Here is a 15,715-nt window from a genome sequence, read left to right on the forward strand (position 1 = left end):
CCACAGGAGTGTGAAACGCGATCGACTCCGCGGGTTAACGACGATGGTCTTGGCAAGCCCGTCCCGGAGGCTTACGTTCGTCCCTCTACGACCTTCGTCTACGGGCGTAGAGGCTCTGACGTCCCGTCGAAGGAGCAGCTCATGGCCAACGTCGTACGTGCCGCACTGGTCCAGGCCACCTGGACCGGCGACACCGAGTCCATGGTGGCGAAACACGAGGAGCACGCCCGCGAGGCGGCCCGCCGGGGCGCGAAGATCATCGGTTTCCAGGAGGTCTTCAACGCTCCCTACTTCTGCCAGGTCCAGGAGCCGGAGCACTACCGCTGGGCCGAGCCCGTCCCCGACGGGCCCACCGTGCGTCGTATGCAGGCGCTCGCGCGCGAGACGGGCATGGTGGTCGTCGTGCCGGTCTTCGAGGTCGAGCAGTCCGGCTTCTACTACAACACCGCCGCCGTGATCGACGCGGACGGTTCCTACCTCGGCAAGTACCGCAAGCACCACATCCCGCAGGTGAAGGGTTTCTGGGAGAAGTACTACTTCAAGCCCGGCAACATCGGCTGGCCCGTCTTCGAGACGGCCGTCGGCAGGGTCGGCGTCTACATCTGCTACGACCGCCACTTCCCGGAGGGCTGGCGGCAACTCGGTCTCAACGGCGCCCAGCTGGTCTACAACCCGTCCGCCACCCACCGCGGCCTCTCCGCCCACCTCTGGCAGCTGGAGCAGCCCGCCGCCGCGGTCGCCAACGAGTACTTCGTCGCCGCGATCAACCGGGTCGGCGTCGAGGAGTACGGCGACAACGACTTCTACGGCACGTCCTACTTCGTGGACCCGCGCGGGCAGTTCGTCGGCGACGTCGCGAGCGACAAGGACGAGGAACTCGTGGTCCGCGACCTGGACTTCGACCTGGTCGATCAGGTCCGTCAGCAGTGGGCCTTCTACCGGGACCGCCGCCCCGACGCCTACGACGGGCTGGTGCAGCCGTGAGCGAACTCCACGCCCGCCATCGCAGGGTCCTGCCGGACTGGCTCGCCCTCTACTACCAGGACCCGCTGGAGATCACCCACGGCGAGGGCCGCCACGTGTGGGACGCCGAGGGCAACAAGTACCTCGACTTCTTCGGCGGCATCCTCACCACGATGACCGCGCACGCGCTGCCCGAGGTGACCAAGGCGGTGAGCGAGCAGGCCGGACGGATCATCCACTCGTCGACGCTCTACCTGAACCGGCCCATGGTGGAGCTCGCCGAGCGCATCGCCCACGTCAGCGGCATCCCCGACGCGCGCGTCTTCTTCACCACCTCCGGCACCGAGGCCAACGACACGGCGCTGCTGCTCGCCACGACCTACCGGCGCAGCAACACCGTCCTGGCGATGCGCAACAGTTACCACGGCCGTTCCTTCAGCGCGGTGGGGATCACCGGCAACCGCGGCTGGTCGCCCACCTCGCTGTCCCCGCTGCAGACGCTGTACGTGCACGGCGGGGTGCGGGGACGCGGTCCCTTCGCCGACCTCGACGACGCCGCCTTCGTCGAGGCCTGCGTCGCCGACCTGAAGGACCTGCTCGGACACACCCGGGCGCCCGCCGCCCTGATCGCCGAGCCCGTCCAGGGCGTCGGCGGCTTCACCTCGCCGCCGGACGGGCTGTACGCGGCGTTCCGCGAGGTGCTGGACGCGCACGGGATCCTGTGGATCGCCGACGAGGTGCAGACCGGCTGGGGCCGCACCGGCGAGCACTTCTGGGGCTGGCAGGCGCACGCGCGCAACGGTCCGCCGGACATCGTCACCTTCGCCAAGGGCATCGGCAACGGCATGTCCATCGGCGGTGTCATCGCCCGCTCCGAGATCATGAACTGCCTGGACGCCAACAGCATCTCCACCTTCGGCGGCACCCAGGTCACCATGGCGGCCGGCCTGGCCAACCTGTCCTACCTGCTGGAACACGATCTCCAGGGCAACGCCCGGCGGGTCGGCGGGCTGCTCATCGAGCGACTGCGGGCCGTCGCCGCGCAGGACCGGGGGGTACGGGAGGTACGCGGGCGCGGGCTGATGATCGGCGTCGAGATGACCCGGCCCGGCACCGACCTGGCCGACCCGGACCGTGCGGCCGCCGTCCTGGAGGCCGCCCGCACCGAGGGTCTGCTGATCGGCAAGGGCGGCGGCCACGACACCAGCGCCCTGCGCATCGCCCCGCCGCTGTCCCTGACCGTGGCGGAGGCCGAGGAGGGCGCCGCGATCCTCGAAAGCGCGCTGAGGAGCACGCAGTAGCGCAGGCCTGAGCAAGGGAACACATCGCCATGACCATCGCCTTGGAGCCCTGGGGGCCCGTGGAGCCGCTGGAACCCGCCCTGTCGGTCCGTCAGGTCCTGTCCCTGGAAAGGGTGCTGGCCGGCGAGCCGGAGGTGGTGGCCGGCGCGGGCCACCTCGACCGGCCGGTGCGCTGGGTGCACGTCGCCGAGGCGCCCGACGTCGGCGTGATGCTCAGCGGCGGTGAGATGGTCCTCACCACCGGAGTCCTGCTCGCCGGGGACGAGGACGCGCAGACCGAGTACATCCAGTCCCTGCACCGGGCGGAGGCCGCCGCCGTGGTGCTGGGCCTGGGCCGGGCCTTCCCCGCCCCGCCGGACGTCATGCGGCGCGCTGCCGAGCGGTGCGGGCTGCCCATGGTGGTGCTCCATCGGCCGTTCCCCTTCGCCGAGTTGACCGAGGAGGTCCAGTCCCGGCTGGTACGGCGCAAGTTCGCCGCCGTCAGCCTGTCCGAGGCCGTGCGGACCGCGCTGACGGGACTGATCACCGCGGGCGCCCCCCTGCAGCTGCTGCTCGACGTGATCGCCCAGCACGCCGCCTGTCCCGTCGTCGTCACCAACCTCGCCCACCGGGTCCTGGCGACGGCGGGGGAGCGGTCGGCGGTCGACGACGTGCTGCGGGACTGGGAGCGCATCGCCCGCCAGGCCGGCGGCAGCGAGGGCGACGGCTGGATCCGCGCCGAGCTCGGCGGACGCGGCGAACGGTGGGGGCAGATCATGCTCTGCGGTCATCGCGGCGACACCGCGGGCGGGCGGCTGCTCGCCGACCGGGCCGCCGAGGCCCTCGTCCTGCACCGCATGCTCGGCGGCGCCTCCGCCCACACCTGGGAGGAGCAGTCCGCGCAGAGTCTGCTCACCGACCTGATCTCCGGCGTCGTGCCGGCCCGCCAGCTGCTGCCCCGGGCCCGGGCGGCGGGCCTGCCCGTCAACCGGCGCACCTTCGTGCCGCTCGTCGTGCGGGACGGCGATCCGGCCCGCCTCGACCGGGTGCTCAGGCTGCTGGGGCTTCCGGGACTGGTCGCCGAGCTCGCCGACGGGGCCACCGCCGTGCTGCTCAGCCTCGCCCGGGACCAGGACGCCGAGGCGCTCGCCGCCCACTTCGCCGCGCGGCTGCGCACCGAGTCGGGGCAGACCCGCACCGCGGTCGCGGCGGCCGACCCGCGCATCGTCTGGGACGACGTGCCCGCCGGGCTGCGCGAGGCCCAGCACGTCGCGGACGCCGTGGCCGACTCCTCCGCCGCCCTCGACCTCCCGGCCGTCGTCCGTCTCAAGGACGTCCACCTGCGCGGCCTGATCCGGCTGCTGCGGGACGACCCGCATGTGCAGTCGTTCGCGGAGCGGGAGCTCGACGGACTGCTGTGCGCGGCCGGCGACGACCTGCTCGCCGTTCTGCGCACCTACCTGGCCACCGGCCGCAACAAGTCCCGCACCGCGCAGCTCCACCACGTCTCGCGGCCCGCGCTGTACCGGCGGCTGGAGGCCATAGAGGGCCGCCTGGGCGTGGACCTCGACGACTTCGAGCAGGCCGCCTCGGTGCACATAGCGCTCCTCGCGCACGACGCGCAACAGGGCTGACGGCGCGGGCCGGGCAACCGCCCGGAAACATGGAACGACCTGGGAAAACGGTGGTGAAACATGGGTCGGCGAAGACGTGACACGGTGGCACGCCGGACGGCCTCAGGCGTGACAGCGTGCAACTCTAAGCGGGCCGGTCGGCTTCCTAGGCTCCTCGTACACCGAGCGACCGGAGGTCCCGATGAGCAGAGTGATCCGTGCCGCCGTCTTCCAGACGGCCTGGACCGGCGACAAGGAATCGATGATCCAGGTGCACGAGCAGGCGGTCCGCGACGCGGCCGCCCAGGGTGCTCAGGTCCTGTGTTTCCAGGAGCTGTTCTACGGACCGTACTTCTGCCAGGTCCAGGACCCGCAGTTCTACGAGTACGCCGAGCAGATCCCCGACGGGCCGATCGTCAGGCGTTTCCAGGCGCTCGCCGCGGAGCACGGCATCGTCCTGGTGCTGCCGATGTACGAGGAGGAGCAGCCGGGCGTCCTCTACAACACCGCCGCCGTCATCGACGCGGACGGCTCGTACCTCGGCAAGTACCGCAAGCACCACATCCCGCAGGTGAAGGGCTTCTGGGAGAAGTTCTACTTCCGCCCGGGGAACGTCGGCTGGCCGGTGTTCGACACGGCCGTCGGCAGGATCGGCGTCTACATCTGTTACGACCGCCACTTCCCGGAAGGGTGGCGGGCGCTGGGGCTGGAGGGCGCCGAGATCGTCTTCAACCCCTCGGCGACCTCGCGCGGGCTGTCGGCCTACCTGTGGCAGCTGGAGCAGCCGGCGGCCGCCGTCGCCAACGAGTACTTCGTCGGTGCGATCAACCGCGTGGGCGTCGAGGAACTCGGCGACAACGACTTCTACGGGACCTCGTACTTCGTGGACCCGGAGGCCCAGTTCGTCGGCGAGGTGGCCAGCGACAAGGAGAGCGAACTCGTCGTCCGCGACCTGGACATGGCCAAGCTGCGCGAGGTCCGCGACCGCTGGCAGTTCTACCGGGACCGCCGTCCCGACGCCTACCCCCCGCTGACCGCTCCGTAGCCGGCCGCAGCCGACGCCGGTCCGGTGCACGGGGGCCGGACCGGCGGCACCCCCCAGGCACGACCTCAGTGTTGAACACGGCAGGAGAGGGAGTATGAGCAGCCGTACCGTCATCCGGGGTGGCCTCGTCATCACCGCGTCCGACGAGATCCATGCCGACGTCCTGATCGAGGACGGCCGTGTCGCCGCCCTCGCCGCTACCGGCACCACGGCCGCCGAGGCCTGGAGTGCCGAGCGGGTCATCGACGCGACCGGGAAGTACGTCATCCCGGGCGGGGTCGACGTCCACACCCACATGGAGCTGCCGTTCGGCGGCACCTTCGCCTCCGACACCTTCGAGACCGGCACCCGGGCCGCCGCCTGGGGCGGCACGACGACCATCGTCGACTTCGCCGTGCAGAGCGTGGGGCACAGCCTGCGCGAGGGCCTGGACGCCTGGCACGCCAAGGCCGAGGGCAACTGCGCGATCGACTACGGCTTCCACATGATCGTCTCCGACGTGAACCAGGACACGCTCAAGGAGATGGACCTGCTGGTGGAGGAGGGCGTCACCTCCTTCAAGCAGTTCATGGCCTATCCGGGCGTCTTCTACAGCGACGACGGCCAGATCCTGCGGGCCATGCAGCGCTCCGCCGAGAACGGCGGACTGATCATGATGCACGCGGAGAACGGCATCGCCATCGACGTCCTGGTCGAACAGGCCCTGGCGCGCGGCGAGACGGACCCGAGGTACCACGGCGAGGTCCGCAAGGCCCTCCTGGAGGCCGAGGCCACCCACCGCGCCATCAGGCTCGCGCAGGTCGCCGGGGCGCCGCTGTACGTGGTCCACGTATCGGCGATGGAAGCGGTCGCGGAACTGGCCCGGGCGCGCGACGAGGGACTGAACGTCTTCGGTGAGACGTGTCCGCAGTATCTGTTCCTGTCGACGGACAACCTCGCCGAGCCCGACTTCGAGGGCTCCAAGTACGTGTGCAGCACACCGCTGCGGCCCAGGGAGCACCAGGCCAAACTGTGGCAGGGGCTGCGCACGAACGACCTCCAGGTCGTCTCCACCGACCACTGCCCCTTCTGCTTCGTGGGCCAGAAGGAGCTCGGCCGGGGCGACTTCTCGAAGATCCCCAACGGTCTGCCGGGCGTCGAGAACCGCATGGACCTGCTCCACCAGGCCGTCGTCGACGGTCACATCAGCCGCCGCCGCTGGATCGAGATCGCCTGCGCCACCCCGGCCCGGATGTTCGGCATGTACCCCAAGAAGGGCACCATCGCCCCGGGCGCCGACGCCGACGTCGTGATCTACGACCCGCACGCCGAGCAGATCGTCTCCGCCGAGACCCACCACATGAACGTCGACTACTCGGCGTACGAGGGCAAGCGCCTCACCGGCCGCGTCGAGACGGTCCTGTCGCGCGGCGAACTCGTCATCACCGAGCGGGAGTACACCGGACACGCCGGTCACGGCGTCTACACCCCGCGCTCCACCTGCCAGTACCTCAACTAGGAGCAGCGCACATGGACTTCGGACTCGTCCTGCAGACCGACCCGCCGGCCTCGAAGGTCGTCAGCCTGATGCAGCGCGCCGAGCGCAACGGCTTCACCCACGGCTGGACCTTCGACTCCGCCGTGCTCTGGCAGGAACCGTTCGTGATCTACAGTCAGATCCTGGCGAACACCAGCACGTTGACCATCGGTCCGATGGTGACGAACCCCGGGACCCGCACCTGGGAGGTCACCGCCTCCACCTTCGCCACCCTCAACGACATGTTCGGCAACCGCACCGTGTGCGGCATCGGCCGCGGCGACTCCGCGATGCGCGTCGCGGGCCGCCCCCCGAACACGCTCGCCCGGATCAGCCAGGCCATGAAGGTCATCCGCGCGCTCGGCTCCGGCCAGGAGGCCGACCTCGGCGGCACGGTCGTCAGGTTCCCCTGGATCAAGGAGGACGCGCGGCTGCCGGTCTGGATGGCCGCCTACGGGCCCAAGGCGCTGAAGATGACCGGCGAGGAGGCCGACGGATTCATCCTCCAGCTGGCCGACCTCTACCTCACCGAGTTCATGGTGAAGTCCGTCAAGGACGCCGCCGTGGCGGCCGGCCGCGACCCCGCCGAGGTGAAGATCTGCGTCGCGGCCCCGGCGTACGTCACCGAGGACGACTCGCCCGAGGCGCTCGCCCACGCCCGTGAGCAGTGCCGCTGGTTCGGCGGCATGGTCGGCAACCACGTCGCCGACCTCGTGTCCAAGTACGGCGAGCACTCCGCCGCGGTGCCGGACGAGCTCACCGACTACATCAAGGCCCGCGAGGGCTACGACTACTCCCACCACGGGCGCGCCGACAACCCCGACACCGCCTTCGTGCCCGACGAGATCGTCGACCGGTTCTGCCTCATCGGACCGGCCGAGAAGCACATCGAGAAGCTGACCGCGCTGCGTGAGCTGGGCGTCGACCAGTTCGCCGTCTACGACATGCACGACGCGCAGGAGGCCACCATCGACGCGTACGGCACGACGGTGATCCCGGCCCTCAACGGCTGACGCGCGGCCGTCCCAGGAAGGCCCGCCCCGCCCGTCCCAGGAGCAGCTCGACTCCCCATCCCCCCACTCCAGTTCTCCCCTCCTCCACCGTCCGGGGAGGAGGGGGCCCGGAGACCCGCACGGCCTTTCCGGATCCGCCCCTCGTTTGATTGGCCTGCCCATGACCGACACCGCTCCCACGGCCATATCGCCGACCTCTCAAGTCACCCTGGCCGACGGCCGGGTGGAGATCGCCCCCGGTTCGCCGCAGCCCAGCGGCCCCTACGCCAACGAGGACCTGCTGCCGGTCCCCGTGGAGAAGCGCACCTGGACCACGTACAACTTCTCCGCGCTGTGGGTCGGCATGGCCCACAACACGGCGTCGTGGACGCTGGCCTCCGGTCTGATCGCCGTCGGCATGGACTGGAAGCAGGCGGTGCTCACCATCGCCCTGGCCAACGTCATCGTGCTGGTGCCGATGCTGCTCACCGGCCACGCGGGACCGAAGTACGGCATCCCCTTCCCGGTCTTCGCCCGCGCCTCCTTCGGCATCCGCGGCGCCAACCTCCCCGCTGTCGTACGGGCGTTGGTGGCCTGCGGCTGGTTCGGCATCCAGACCTGGATCGGCGGCGAGGCGATCTACTTCCTCGCCGGGAAACTGATCGGCAACGGCTGGTCCGACGCCGGGAGGATCGGCGGCTACGCCTGGACCATGTGGCTGTCGTTCGCGATCTTCTGGGCGATCCAGGTCGCGATCATCTACCGGGGCATGGAGACGATCCGGCGCTTCGAGAACTGGGCGGCGCCCTTCGTCCTCGTCGGCGCGGTGGTAATGCTGATCTGGATGAGCAACAAGGCCGGCGGTTTCGGCCCGCTCCTCGACCAGCCCTCCAAGCTGGGCTGGGGCGGCGACTTCTGGAAGCTGTTCTGGCCGTCCCTGATGGGCATGATCGGCTTCTGGTCCACGCTGTCGCTGAACATCCCCGACTTCACCCGCTACGGCAGGTCGCAGAAGGCGCAGACCTGGGGACAGGCTCTTGGTCTTCCCACGACCATGACGCTGTTCGCGCTGCTGTCGGTGCTGGTCACCTCCGGTTCGCAGGCCGTGTACGGCGAGACGATCTGGGACCCGGTACAGCTCGCCGCCAAGACGGACAACGTCTTCGGTCTGCTCTTCGCGCTGGTGACCGTGCTGGTGGCGACCCTGTCGGTGAACATCGCGGCCAACCTGGTCTCCCCGGCCTTCGACTTCTCCAACATCGCGCCGCGGAGGATCAGTTTCCGCACCGGCGCGCTGGCCACCTGCGTCCTGGGCGTGCTGATCTTCCCGTGGAAGCTGTACTCCGACCCGCAGGGCTACATCTTCACCTGGCTCGGCCTGGTGGGCGGCCTGCTGGGCACCGTCGCCGGCATCCTCATCGCCGACTACTGGATCCTGCGCCGCGGCAAGCTCGACCTGACCGACCTGTACCGCGCGGGCGGCCGCTACTGGTACGACGGCGGCTGGAACTGGCGGGCCGTCGTCGCGTTCGTGGCGGGCGGTGTCCTCGCCGTCGGGGGCGCCAGCTTCAAGCCGCTGATCGACGGCCGGCCCGTCCCGGCGCTGGAGCCCCTCGCCGACTACGGCTGGGCGGTCGGCCTCGGCACCTCGACCGTCGTCTACCTGGCCCTGATGCTGCTGCGCGGACGTCAGGAGGAGACCGCCGCCTGACGCGTGGTGGAGGACGAGAAAAAGACAGCCGGAGGAGCGCTCGCGCCCCTCCGGCCGTTCCGTGTCGTGCTCGGCTCAGCTCTTGCGGCCGTTCTGCAGAGCGGCCACCGCTTCCTTGGCCGCCTTGATCGCACCCTTGTTGATCTCGTCGGTGCCGGGCGCCTTCTTCGACTCGAAGTCGCTGCCGTTGTAGTTGACGACGACCAGCGCGTTGGACACCTGGGCGATGACGACGCCCTCACGGGTCTGCTGCTTGTCCTCCGTCGTCAGATTGACCACGGAGTAGGCCGCGTTGCCGAGCCCCGGCACCGCCCCGCCGCCGCTCTTCTCACCGATCCGCTGCTTGTACGAACTCTGTGCCGCCTCGTCCGAATCCGTGATCTCGAAGGAGATGTCGAGCCAGCGGTAGTCGTACCCCTTGAGCGCGTTCCACGAACAGGTGCGGCGCAGCGCGGTGTCGGTGGAGGGGATCTCCTTGCCCGCCGTCTTCGCCCCCGGCACGAGCGAGGAGACCGTCTTCACGGCCACGCTGGTGCAGGGTGCGGGCGCGGCGGAGTACGTCTTGGACACCGCCGTGGAGGACGGGCCGGACGCCTTCTCGGACTGGGTCTTCTGCGTGTCCTTGGCCGCGGTGTCCTGCTTTTCGGTGGGCGGGCCGGACGACATCGCCCAGCCCGCGCAGGCGAGCACGACCACGGGGGTCAGGCGCGCGGTGAGGGCGAGCGGCAGTGGGAGAGAGCGCACGGCGCACTTTCGTGGGGGACGGTGCGGACGGAGTCCGCAGTGCGGACAGGGAAGCCAGTGTCACACGACTCCCTGTGGGGCGGAAGTGCGAACTCGCTCCGTGCCCGTGCGGTGACGAAGGGGCTTGCTCCTACCGGGACATCGCCTGCCGGTATGGGACAAAGCGGCGGCGAGTTCGAGGGCGCCGACGGCGCTCCGGAGGGCGGACCGTCCGATCGGTAGCCTGCTGTGCGATCGAGGTCGACCGGAAACGAGCCGAGACTCCCCGGAAACTCCCGGGCGCGGCCGCGGAGCACTGGTGGGAACGGCTGCCGCACGCACACACCGAGGTGAGACATGCAGTTCACCACCCGCCCGACCCTCCAGGGCACCTTCGGCATGGTGTCCGCCACGCACTGGCTGGCCTCGCAGTCGGCGATGGCCGTCCTGGAGGACGGCGGCAACGCCTACGACGCGGCCGTGGCCGGCGCCTTCGTGCTGCACGTCGTCGAACCGCACCTCAACGGGCCCGCCGGAGAGGCGCCGATCCTCCTCGCCCCGGCGGGCGGCGAGGTGCGGGTGCTGTGCGGGCAGGGCGTGGCGCCCGCCGGCGCCACGGTCGCGCACTACCGGGAACTGGGCCTGGACCTCGTGCCCGGAACGGGACCGCTCGCCGCCGCGGTCCCCGGCGCGTTCGACGCGTGGATGCTCCTGCTGCGCGACCACGGCACCAAGTCCCTCGACGACGTCCTGAAGTACGCCATCGGGTACGCCGAGCACGGCCACGCGCCGGTGGAGAACGTCGGCGCGACCGTCGAGACGGTACGAGAGCTCTTCGAGACGGAGTGGACCTCGTCGGCAGAGGTCTACCTGCCGGGCGGCCGCCCTCCGCTCCCCGGTCGGCTGCTGCGCAACCCCGCCCTCGCCGCCACCTGGAAGCGGCTGCTCGCCGAGACCGCGGGAACGGGCTGCCGGGAGGCCCGGATCGACGCCGCCCGGCAGGTGTGGCGGACCGGGTTCGTCGCGGAGGCACTCGTGCGGCAGGCCGCCCGCCCCACCCTCGACACCAGCGGCGAGCGCCACACCGGAACTCTCACGGCCGCCGATCTGGCCGCCTGGTCCGCGACGTACGAGGCGCCGGCGACCTACGAGTGGAACGGCTGGACCGTCTGCAAGGCCGGCCCCTGGAGCCAGGGCCCGGCCCTTCTCCAGCAGCTCGCCCTGCTCCCGCCCGAACTGCCGGCGTACGGCTCGGCCGACTACGTCCACCTTCTGATCGAGGGCTGCAAACTCGCCATGGCCGACCGCGAGGCCTGGTACGGCGACGCGGCCGAGGTCCCGCTGGCCGACCTGCTCGACGACGGCTACAACGCGCGGCGACGGCAGCTGATCGGGGACGAGGCGTCGTACGAGCTGCGGCCCGGCAGCCCCGGCGGACGCGCCCCGCGGCTGAGCGGACACGCGCACGTGGTGGCCTGCGACGACCCCGGCTTCAGTCCCCTGGGCGCCGGCGAGCCGACGTTCGCCAAGGGCCCGACGTCCCCCGTGCCGGGCGAGCCCGAGGTCACCGCGCGCGGAGCCACCCGCGGGGACACCTGTCACCTCGACGTCGTCGACCGCTGGGGCAACATGGTCGCCGCCACGCCCAGCGGCGGCTGGCTGCAGTCCAACCCGGTCGTGCCCGAGCTGGGCTTCCCGCTCGGCACCCGGCTGCAGATGACCTGGCTGGAGGAGGGCCTGCCGAACTCGCTGACGCCCGGCCGCCGGCCCCGCACCACGCTCACCCCCTCGATCGCCCTGCGCGACGGGGTGCCGGTGCTGGCCTTCGGCACGCCGGGCGGCGACCAGCAGGACCAGTGGCAACTGCACTTCCTGCTGGCCGTCGCCCTGCGCGCACGGGTGCGGGGCGGCCTGGACCTCCAGGGCGCGATAGACGCCCCGAACTGGCACAACGACGGCTTCCCCGGCTCCTTCTACCCGCGCGGGATGCGGCCGGGCAGCGTCACCGTGGAGTCCCGCATGCCGGCGTCGGTGGTGGAGGAGCTGCGGCGGCGCGGCCACGACGTGAGGCTCGGCGACCCGTGGTCCGAGGGCCGGCTGTGCGCGGTCGCCCGCGACCCGGAGACCGGGATCCTGTCGGCGGCCGCGAACCCGCGCGGGATGCAGGGGTACGCGGTGGGCCGCTGACCCGGCCCGGCGGGGCGGCAGGAGGGAGTACGAGATCGGAGCGAACGGGGGGAAAAATCGGAGCCTGCGGGGCAAAAGGGGTGCGGGATCGAGGGTGGCGGGGAGTGCGGGGGCGCGGGCGACGGGCGGCGCGTCCTCGTTCTTCATCCCGATTCCACCCGTGATGCACCGGGCGGGTGGGGATTGTCAGTGGGCCGTGCTCTCATGGAGGCATGATCGAAGACACGGAAACCATCGACGAGTTTCTCGTTCGCCACTCGGCCGACGTGGAGGAAGCGGTCCGCAAGGCCGCCGCGGCCGAGATCATGCCTCGCTTCCGGCAGCTCGAGGCGCACGAGGTCGTCCAGAAGAACGGCCCGCACGACCTGGTGACGGACGCCGACCGCAACGCCGAGCTGTTCCTCACCAAGGCCCTCGGCGCCCTGCTGCCCGGCTCGGTCGTCGTCGGCGAAGAGGCGGTGCACGCCAACCCGGCCACGTACGCGGCGATACAGGGCGACGCACCCGTGTGGATCGTCGACCCGGTCGACGGAACACGCCAGTTCGTGCACGGCGACGACGGCTTCTGCACGCTGGTCGCGCTCGTCCGGCACGGCGTCCTGCACGCCTCCTGGACCTACGCCCCGGCCCGCGACCAGCTGGCCACGGCCGTCCGCGGCGGCGGTGCCTTCCTCGACGGAGAACGGCTGTTCGCCGGGCCGCCCGCGCCCGGCCGCGACCTGACGGTGGCCACCTCGCACCCCGACTACACGACCGACCAGGAAAAGCGCGCCCTGCTGTCCCTGTGGACGGACGGCGTCGCCCCCCGGCCGTGCGGCTCGGCCGGCCTCGAGTACCTCGCCGTCGCCCGGGGCGAGTTGGACGCCACCGCCTTCTCCTGGGAGGCGGCATGGGACCACGCGGCCGGACTGCTCCTGGTCGAGGAGGCCGGCGGCGCCCACCTCACCCTCACCGGCGAGCCGTTCCGCGTCACCGGCGGCAACTCCCTGCCGTTCACGGCGGCCCGGGACGCGGCGACGGCCCGGCGCGTGGCCGCACTGCTCTCCGGCGGCGGGACCGGCCGGAACTCCGCCTGAACGCGCCCTGCCCGCAGCCGGCGCCCTGGCCGGGTGCGGGGCCGGTGCCCCGGATCCGGGGCGTGCCCGAGCCCCGTGCCGCGGATGGCCTGGCCGGGCCGGGCCGGGGATGCCCCGGCCGGTTGCTGGGCCGGTGCCCCGGATCCGGGCCGTGCCCGAGCCCCGCGCCGCGGATGGCCTGGCCGGGCCGGGTCTCCGAGCCGGGCCGCGGATGCCCCGGCCGGTTGCTGGGCCGGTGCCCCAGGTCCGGGCCGTGCCCGAGCCCCGTGCCGCGGATGGCCTGGCCGGGCCGGGTCTCCGAGCCGGGCCGCGGATGCCCCGGCCGGTTGCTGGGCCGGTGCCCCAGGTCCGGGCCGTGCCCGAGCCCCGCGCCGCGGATGCCCAAGCCGGGCCGGGCCCACGGATCTGCGAGCCGCGCCGCGCATCTCCCGGCCGGGTCGGGGCCCCGCGCCGCAGGGGTTGTCGTACCCCCGGCATATCCTGATTGCGGGGGCCACCAATCTACGGGGGCCACCGGCTGACGAAGGGGTCGAAGTGCCGTCGATGCTCGATGCGGTCGTGGTGGGAGCGGGGCCCAACGGGCTGACCGCGGCGGTGGAGCTGGCCAGGCGCGGCTTCTCCGTGGCGCTGTTCGAGGCGCAGGGCACCGTGGGCGGGGGAGCGCGCACCGAGGAACTCACCTTGCCCGGCTTCCTGCACGACCCGTGCTCCGCCGCGCACCCCCTGGGCGTCAACTCGCCCGCTTTCCGTGCCCTGCCCCTGGAGCGTTACGGCCTGGAGTGGCTGCACGCCGAGCTGCCCATGGCACACCCCTTCCTCGACGGCAGCGCCGCCGTGTTGTCCCGGTCGGTCGCCGAGACGGCCGCCTCCTTCGGGCCGCGTGACGCGGGCGCGTACCGCCGCCTGGTCGAACCCTTCCTCTCCAAGTGGGACACCCTGGCCCGCGACTTCATGTCGTTGCCGCTGACCGCGCTCCCGCGCGACCCGGTCACCCTGGCCCGGTTCGGCCTGGTCGGCCTGCCCCCGTCCAGCTGGCTGACGCGCCGTTTCCGCGACGAGCCGGCCAAGACCCTCTTCGCCGGCCTCGTCGCCCATGTCATGGCCCCGCTGAGCGGGTTCGCCACCGGCGCCGTCGGCCTGGTCTTCGCCCTCGCCGCGCACGCCCGCGGCTGGCCGGTGGCCCGCGGCGGCTCCCAGTCCATCTCGGACGCGCTGGCCGCATACCTGCGGGACCTCGGCGGCAGCATCCACACCGACTACGAGGTCAAACGCCTGGACGACCTGCCGCCGGCCCGCGCCTACGTCTTCGACACCTCGCCCACCGCCCTGGCCCGCATCGCGGGCTTCGGCAACTACTACGACGGCTACAAGTACGGACCCGGCGTCTTCAAGATCGACTATGCGCTGGACGGCCCGGTCCCGTGGACCGCGAAGGAGGCCCGGGCCGCCGGCACCGTGCAGATCGGCGCGGACAGCGCGGAGATCGGCGCCGCCCTGCGAGCGCCCTCCCGCGAGGGCCGGGCGCCCGACCGGCCCTTCCTGATCACGGTGCAGCCCAGCGTGGTGGACCCCACCCGCGCTCCGGCCGGCAAACACGTCTTCTGGGCCTACGGCCATGTGCCCAGCGGCTGGAACGGCGACCTCACCGAGACCATGGAACGTCAACTGGAGCGCTTCGCGCCGGGGTTCCGCGACCGCGTCCTCGCCCGCGCCACGGCCGGTCCCGCCGAACTCTTCGCCCGCAACGCCAACTACGTCGGCGGGGACATCGCCTCCGGAGCGGTCTCCGGGCTCCAGATCCTGCTGCGCCCCAAGCTGACCGCCTTCCCCTACGCCACCCCGCATCCGGCCGTCTTCCTCTGTTCGTCGGCCACTCCTCCCGGCCCGGGCGTGCACGGCATGTCGGGCCACAACGCGGCGAAGGCCGTGTGGCGGAGGCTGCGCCGGCAAATCTGACGGGCCGACCGGTTCCGCTTGGTATACACAGACATGACCACGATCACCCTCGTCCTGGGCGACATCACCCGGCAGTCCGTGGACGCCATCGTCAACGCGGCCAACTCCTCGCTTCTCGGCGGAGGGGGCGTCGACGGCGCCGTCCACCGCCGGGGCGGCCCGGCGATCCTCGCCGACTGCCGCCGTCTGCGGGCCTCCAGGTACGGCAAGGGCCTGCCCACCGGCCGCGCGGTCGCCACGACCGCGGGCGACCTGGACGCGCGCTGGGTGATCCACACCGTGGGGCCCGTGTACAGCGCGAACGAGGACCGTTCGGAGCTGCTGGAGTCCTGCTACCGGGAGTCGTTGCGCGTGGCGGACGAACTGGGCGCCCGTACCGTCGCCTTCCCGGCGGTGTCCGCGGGCATCTACGGCTGGCCGATGGACGACGCCGCCCGCGTCGCGGTGCGGACCGTGCGGGCGACGCGCACGGACGTGGAGGAGGTCAGGTTCGTGCTCTTCGACGAGCAGGCGTACGCGGCCTTCGCCGCGCAGACCGGCTGACGGCGGCGCCGCGCGGGTGACGCCGGACGCCGTCGGGCGACGTCGCCCGCCGTGAACCCGCGCACCGGTGAACCGATGCCTCCGCATCGGCGCACCGGTGCGCGGTGGCC

General features: G+C 71.8%; 12 protein-coding genes. 11 read left to right on the forward strand and 1 reads right to left on the reverse strand.

Going from position 1 to position 15,715, the window contains the following annotated elements; translation table 11 throughout:
• Positions 1 to 141 precede the first annotated feature (141 nt).
• The 7 genes from ACZ7DE_RS13310 (at position 142) to ACZ7DE_RS13340 (ending at position 9,120) form a co-directional block, all read left to right on the forward strand.
• Positions 142 to 984, forward strand: a complete 843-nt coding sequence (locus ACZ7DE_RS13310; protein WP_470760524.1) for a nitrilase-related carbon-nitrogen hydrolase — start codon at positions 142 to 144, stop codon at positions 982 to 984.
• Complete coding sequence (locus tag ACZ7DE_RS13315; protein ID WP_470760526.1) at positions 981 to 2,264, forward strand: aspartate aminotransferase family protein; 1,284 nt, start codon at positions 981 to 983, stop codon at positions 2,262 to 2,264. The genes ACZ7DE_RS13310 and ACZ7DE_RS13315 overlap by 4 nt, the downstream gene beginning before the upstream one ends.
• A 29-nt stretch (positions 2,265 to 2,293) precedes the next feature.
• Positions 2,294 to 3,877, forward strand: a complete 1,584-nt coding sequence (locus tag ACZ7DE_RS13320) for a PucR family transcriptional regulator (protein WP_470760528.1) — start codon at positions 2,294 to 2,296, stop codon at positions 3,875 to 3,877.
• 181 nt (positions 3,878 to 4,058) lie between these two features.
• Positions 4,059 to 4,901, forward strand: coding sequence for a nitrilase-related carbon-nitrogen hydrolase (locus ACZ7DE_RS13325; RefSeq protein ID WP_470760530.1), 843 nt, complete (start codon positions 4,059 to 4,061; stop codon positions 4,899 to 4,901).
• Between the two features lie 94 nt (positions 4,902 to 4,995).
• A complete protein-coding gene (hydA, locus tag ACZ7DE_RS13330; protein ID WP_470760532.1) occupies positions 4,996 to 6,399 on the forward strand; it encodes a dihydropyrimidinase in 1,404 nt (467 codons plus the stop codon).
• A gap of 11 nt (positions 6,400 to 6,410) precedes the next feature.
• Entirely contained in the window at positions 6,411 to 7,430 is a 1,020-nt protein-coding gene (locus tag ACZ7DE_RS13335; RefSeq protein WP_470760534.1) for a TIGR03842 family LLM class F420-dependent oxidoreductase, read from the forward strand.
• A gap of 160 nt (positions 7,431 to 7,590) precedes the next feature.
• Positions 7,591 to 9,120, forward strand: a complete 1,530-nt coding sequence (locus ACZ7DE_RS13340; RefSeq protein WP_470760536.1) for an NCS1 family nucleobase:cation symporter-1 — start codon at positions 7,591 to 7,593, stop codon at positions 9,118 to 9,120.
• 75 nt (positions 9,121 to 9,195) lie between these two features.
• Here ACZ7DE_RS13340 and ACZ7DE_RS13345 read toward each other — a convergent pair whose 3' ends face one another.
• Positions 9,196 to 9,864, reverse strand: coding sequence for a hypothetical protein (locus ACZ7DE_RS13345; protein ID WP_470760538.1), 669 nt, complete (start codon positions 9,862 to 9,864; stop codon positions 9,196 to 9,198).
• Between the two features lie 336 nt (positions 9,865 to 10,200).
• Between ACZ7DE_RS13345 and ACZ7DE_RS13350 the strand changes: the two genes are divergently transcribed.
• The 4 genes from ACZ7DE_RS13350 to ACZ7DE_RS13365 all read left to right on the forward strand — a co-directional run bounded on the left by ACZ7DE_RS13350 (position 10,201) and on the right by ACZ7DE_RS13365 (position 15,605).
• Positions 10,201 to 12,030: a gamma-glutamyltransferase family protein gene (locus tag ACZ7DE_RS13350; protein ID WP_470760540.1), complete on the forward strand. Its 1,830-nt coding sequence runs from the start codon at positions 10,201 to 10,203 to the stop codon at positions 12,028 to 12,030.
• Between the two features lie 212 nt (positions 12,031 to 12,242).
• The gene (locus tag ACZ7DE_RS13355) at positions 12,243 to 13,106 is read left to right on the forward strand and encodes an inositol monophosphatase family protein (RefSeq protein ID WP_470760542.1); all 864 of its coding nucleotides are present in this window, start codon (positions 12,243 to 12,245) and stop codon (positions 13,104 to 13,106) included.
• 543 nt (positions 13,107 to 13,649) lie between these two features.
• A complete protein-coding gene (locus tag ACZ7DE_RS13360; RefSeq protein WP_470760544.1) occupies positions 13,650 to 15,062 on the forward strand; it encodes a phytoene desaturase family protein in 1,413 nt (470 codons plus the stop codon).
• A gap of 33 nt (positions 15,063 to 15,095) precedes the next feature.
• Complete coding sequence (locus ACZ7DE_RS13365) at positions 15,096 to 15,605, forward strand: O-acetyl-ADP-ribose deacetylase (protein ID WP_470760546.1); 510 nt, start codon at positions 15,096 to 15,098, stop codon at positions 15,603 to 15,605.
• The last annotated feature ends 110 nt before the right edge of the window (positions 15,606 to 15,715 follow it).

This window comes from Streptomyces sp. NPDC037083 (genome assembly GCF_055606485.1).

Coding starts and splice junctions, on each gene's coding strand:
- ACZ7DE_RS13350 (WP_470760540.1), top strand. CDS start 10,201: ATGCAGTTCACCACCCGCCCGACCCTCCAGGGCACCTTCGGCATGGTG.
- ACZ7DE_RS13325 (WP_470760530.1), top strand. CDS start 4,059: ATGAGCAGAGTGATCCGTGCCGCCGTCTTCCAGACGGCCTGGACCGGC.
- ACZ7DE_RS13320 (WP_470760528.1), top strand. CDS start 2,294: ATGACCATCGCCTTGGAGCCCTGGGGGCCCGTGGAGCCGCTGGAACCC.
- ACZ7DE_RS13360 (WP_470760544.1), top strand. CDS start 13,650: ATGCTCGATGCGGTCGTGGTGGGAGCGGGGCCCAACGGGCTGACCGCG.
- ACZ7DE_RS13335 (WP_470760534.1), top strand. CDS start 6,411: ATGGACTTCGGACTCGTCCTGCAGACCGACCCGCCGGCCTCGAAGGTC.
- ACZ7DE_RS13310 (WP_470760524.1), top strand. CDS start 142: ATGGCCAACGTCGTACGTGCCGCACTGGTCCAGGCCACCTGGACCGGC.
- ACZ7DE_RS13355 (WP_470760542.1), top strand. CDS start 12,243: ATGATCGAAGACACGGAAACCATCGACGAGTTTCTCGTTCGCCACTCG.
- hydA (WP_470760532.1), top strand. CDS start 4,996: ATGAGCAGCCGTACCGTCATCCGGGGTGGCCTCGTCATCACCGCGTCC.
- ACZ7DE_RS13340 (WP_470760536.1), top strand. CDS start 7,591: ATGACCGACACCGCTCCCACGGCCATATCGCCGACCTCTCAAGTCACC.
- ACZ7DE_RS13365 (WP_470760546.1), top strand. CDS start 15,096: ATGACCACGATCACCCTCGTCCTGGGCGACATCACCCGGCAGTCCGTG.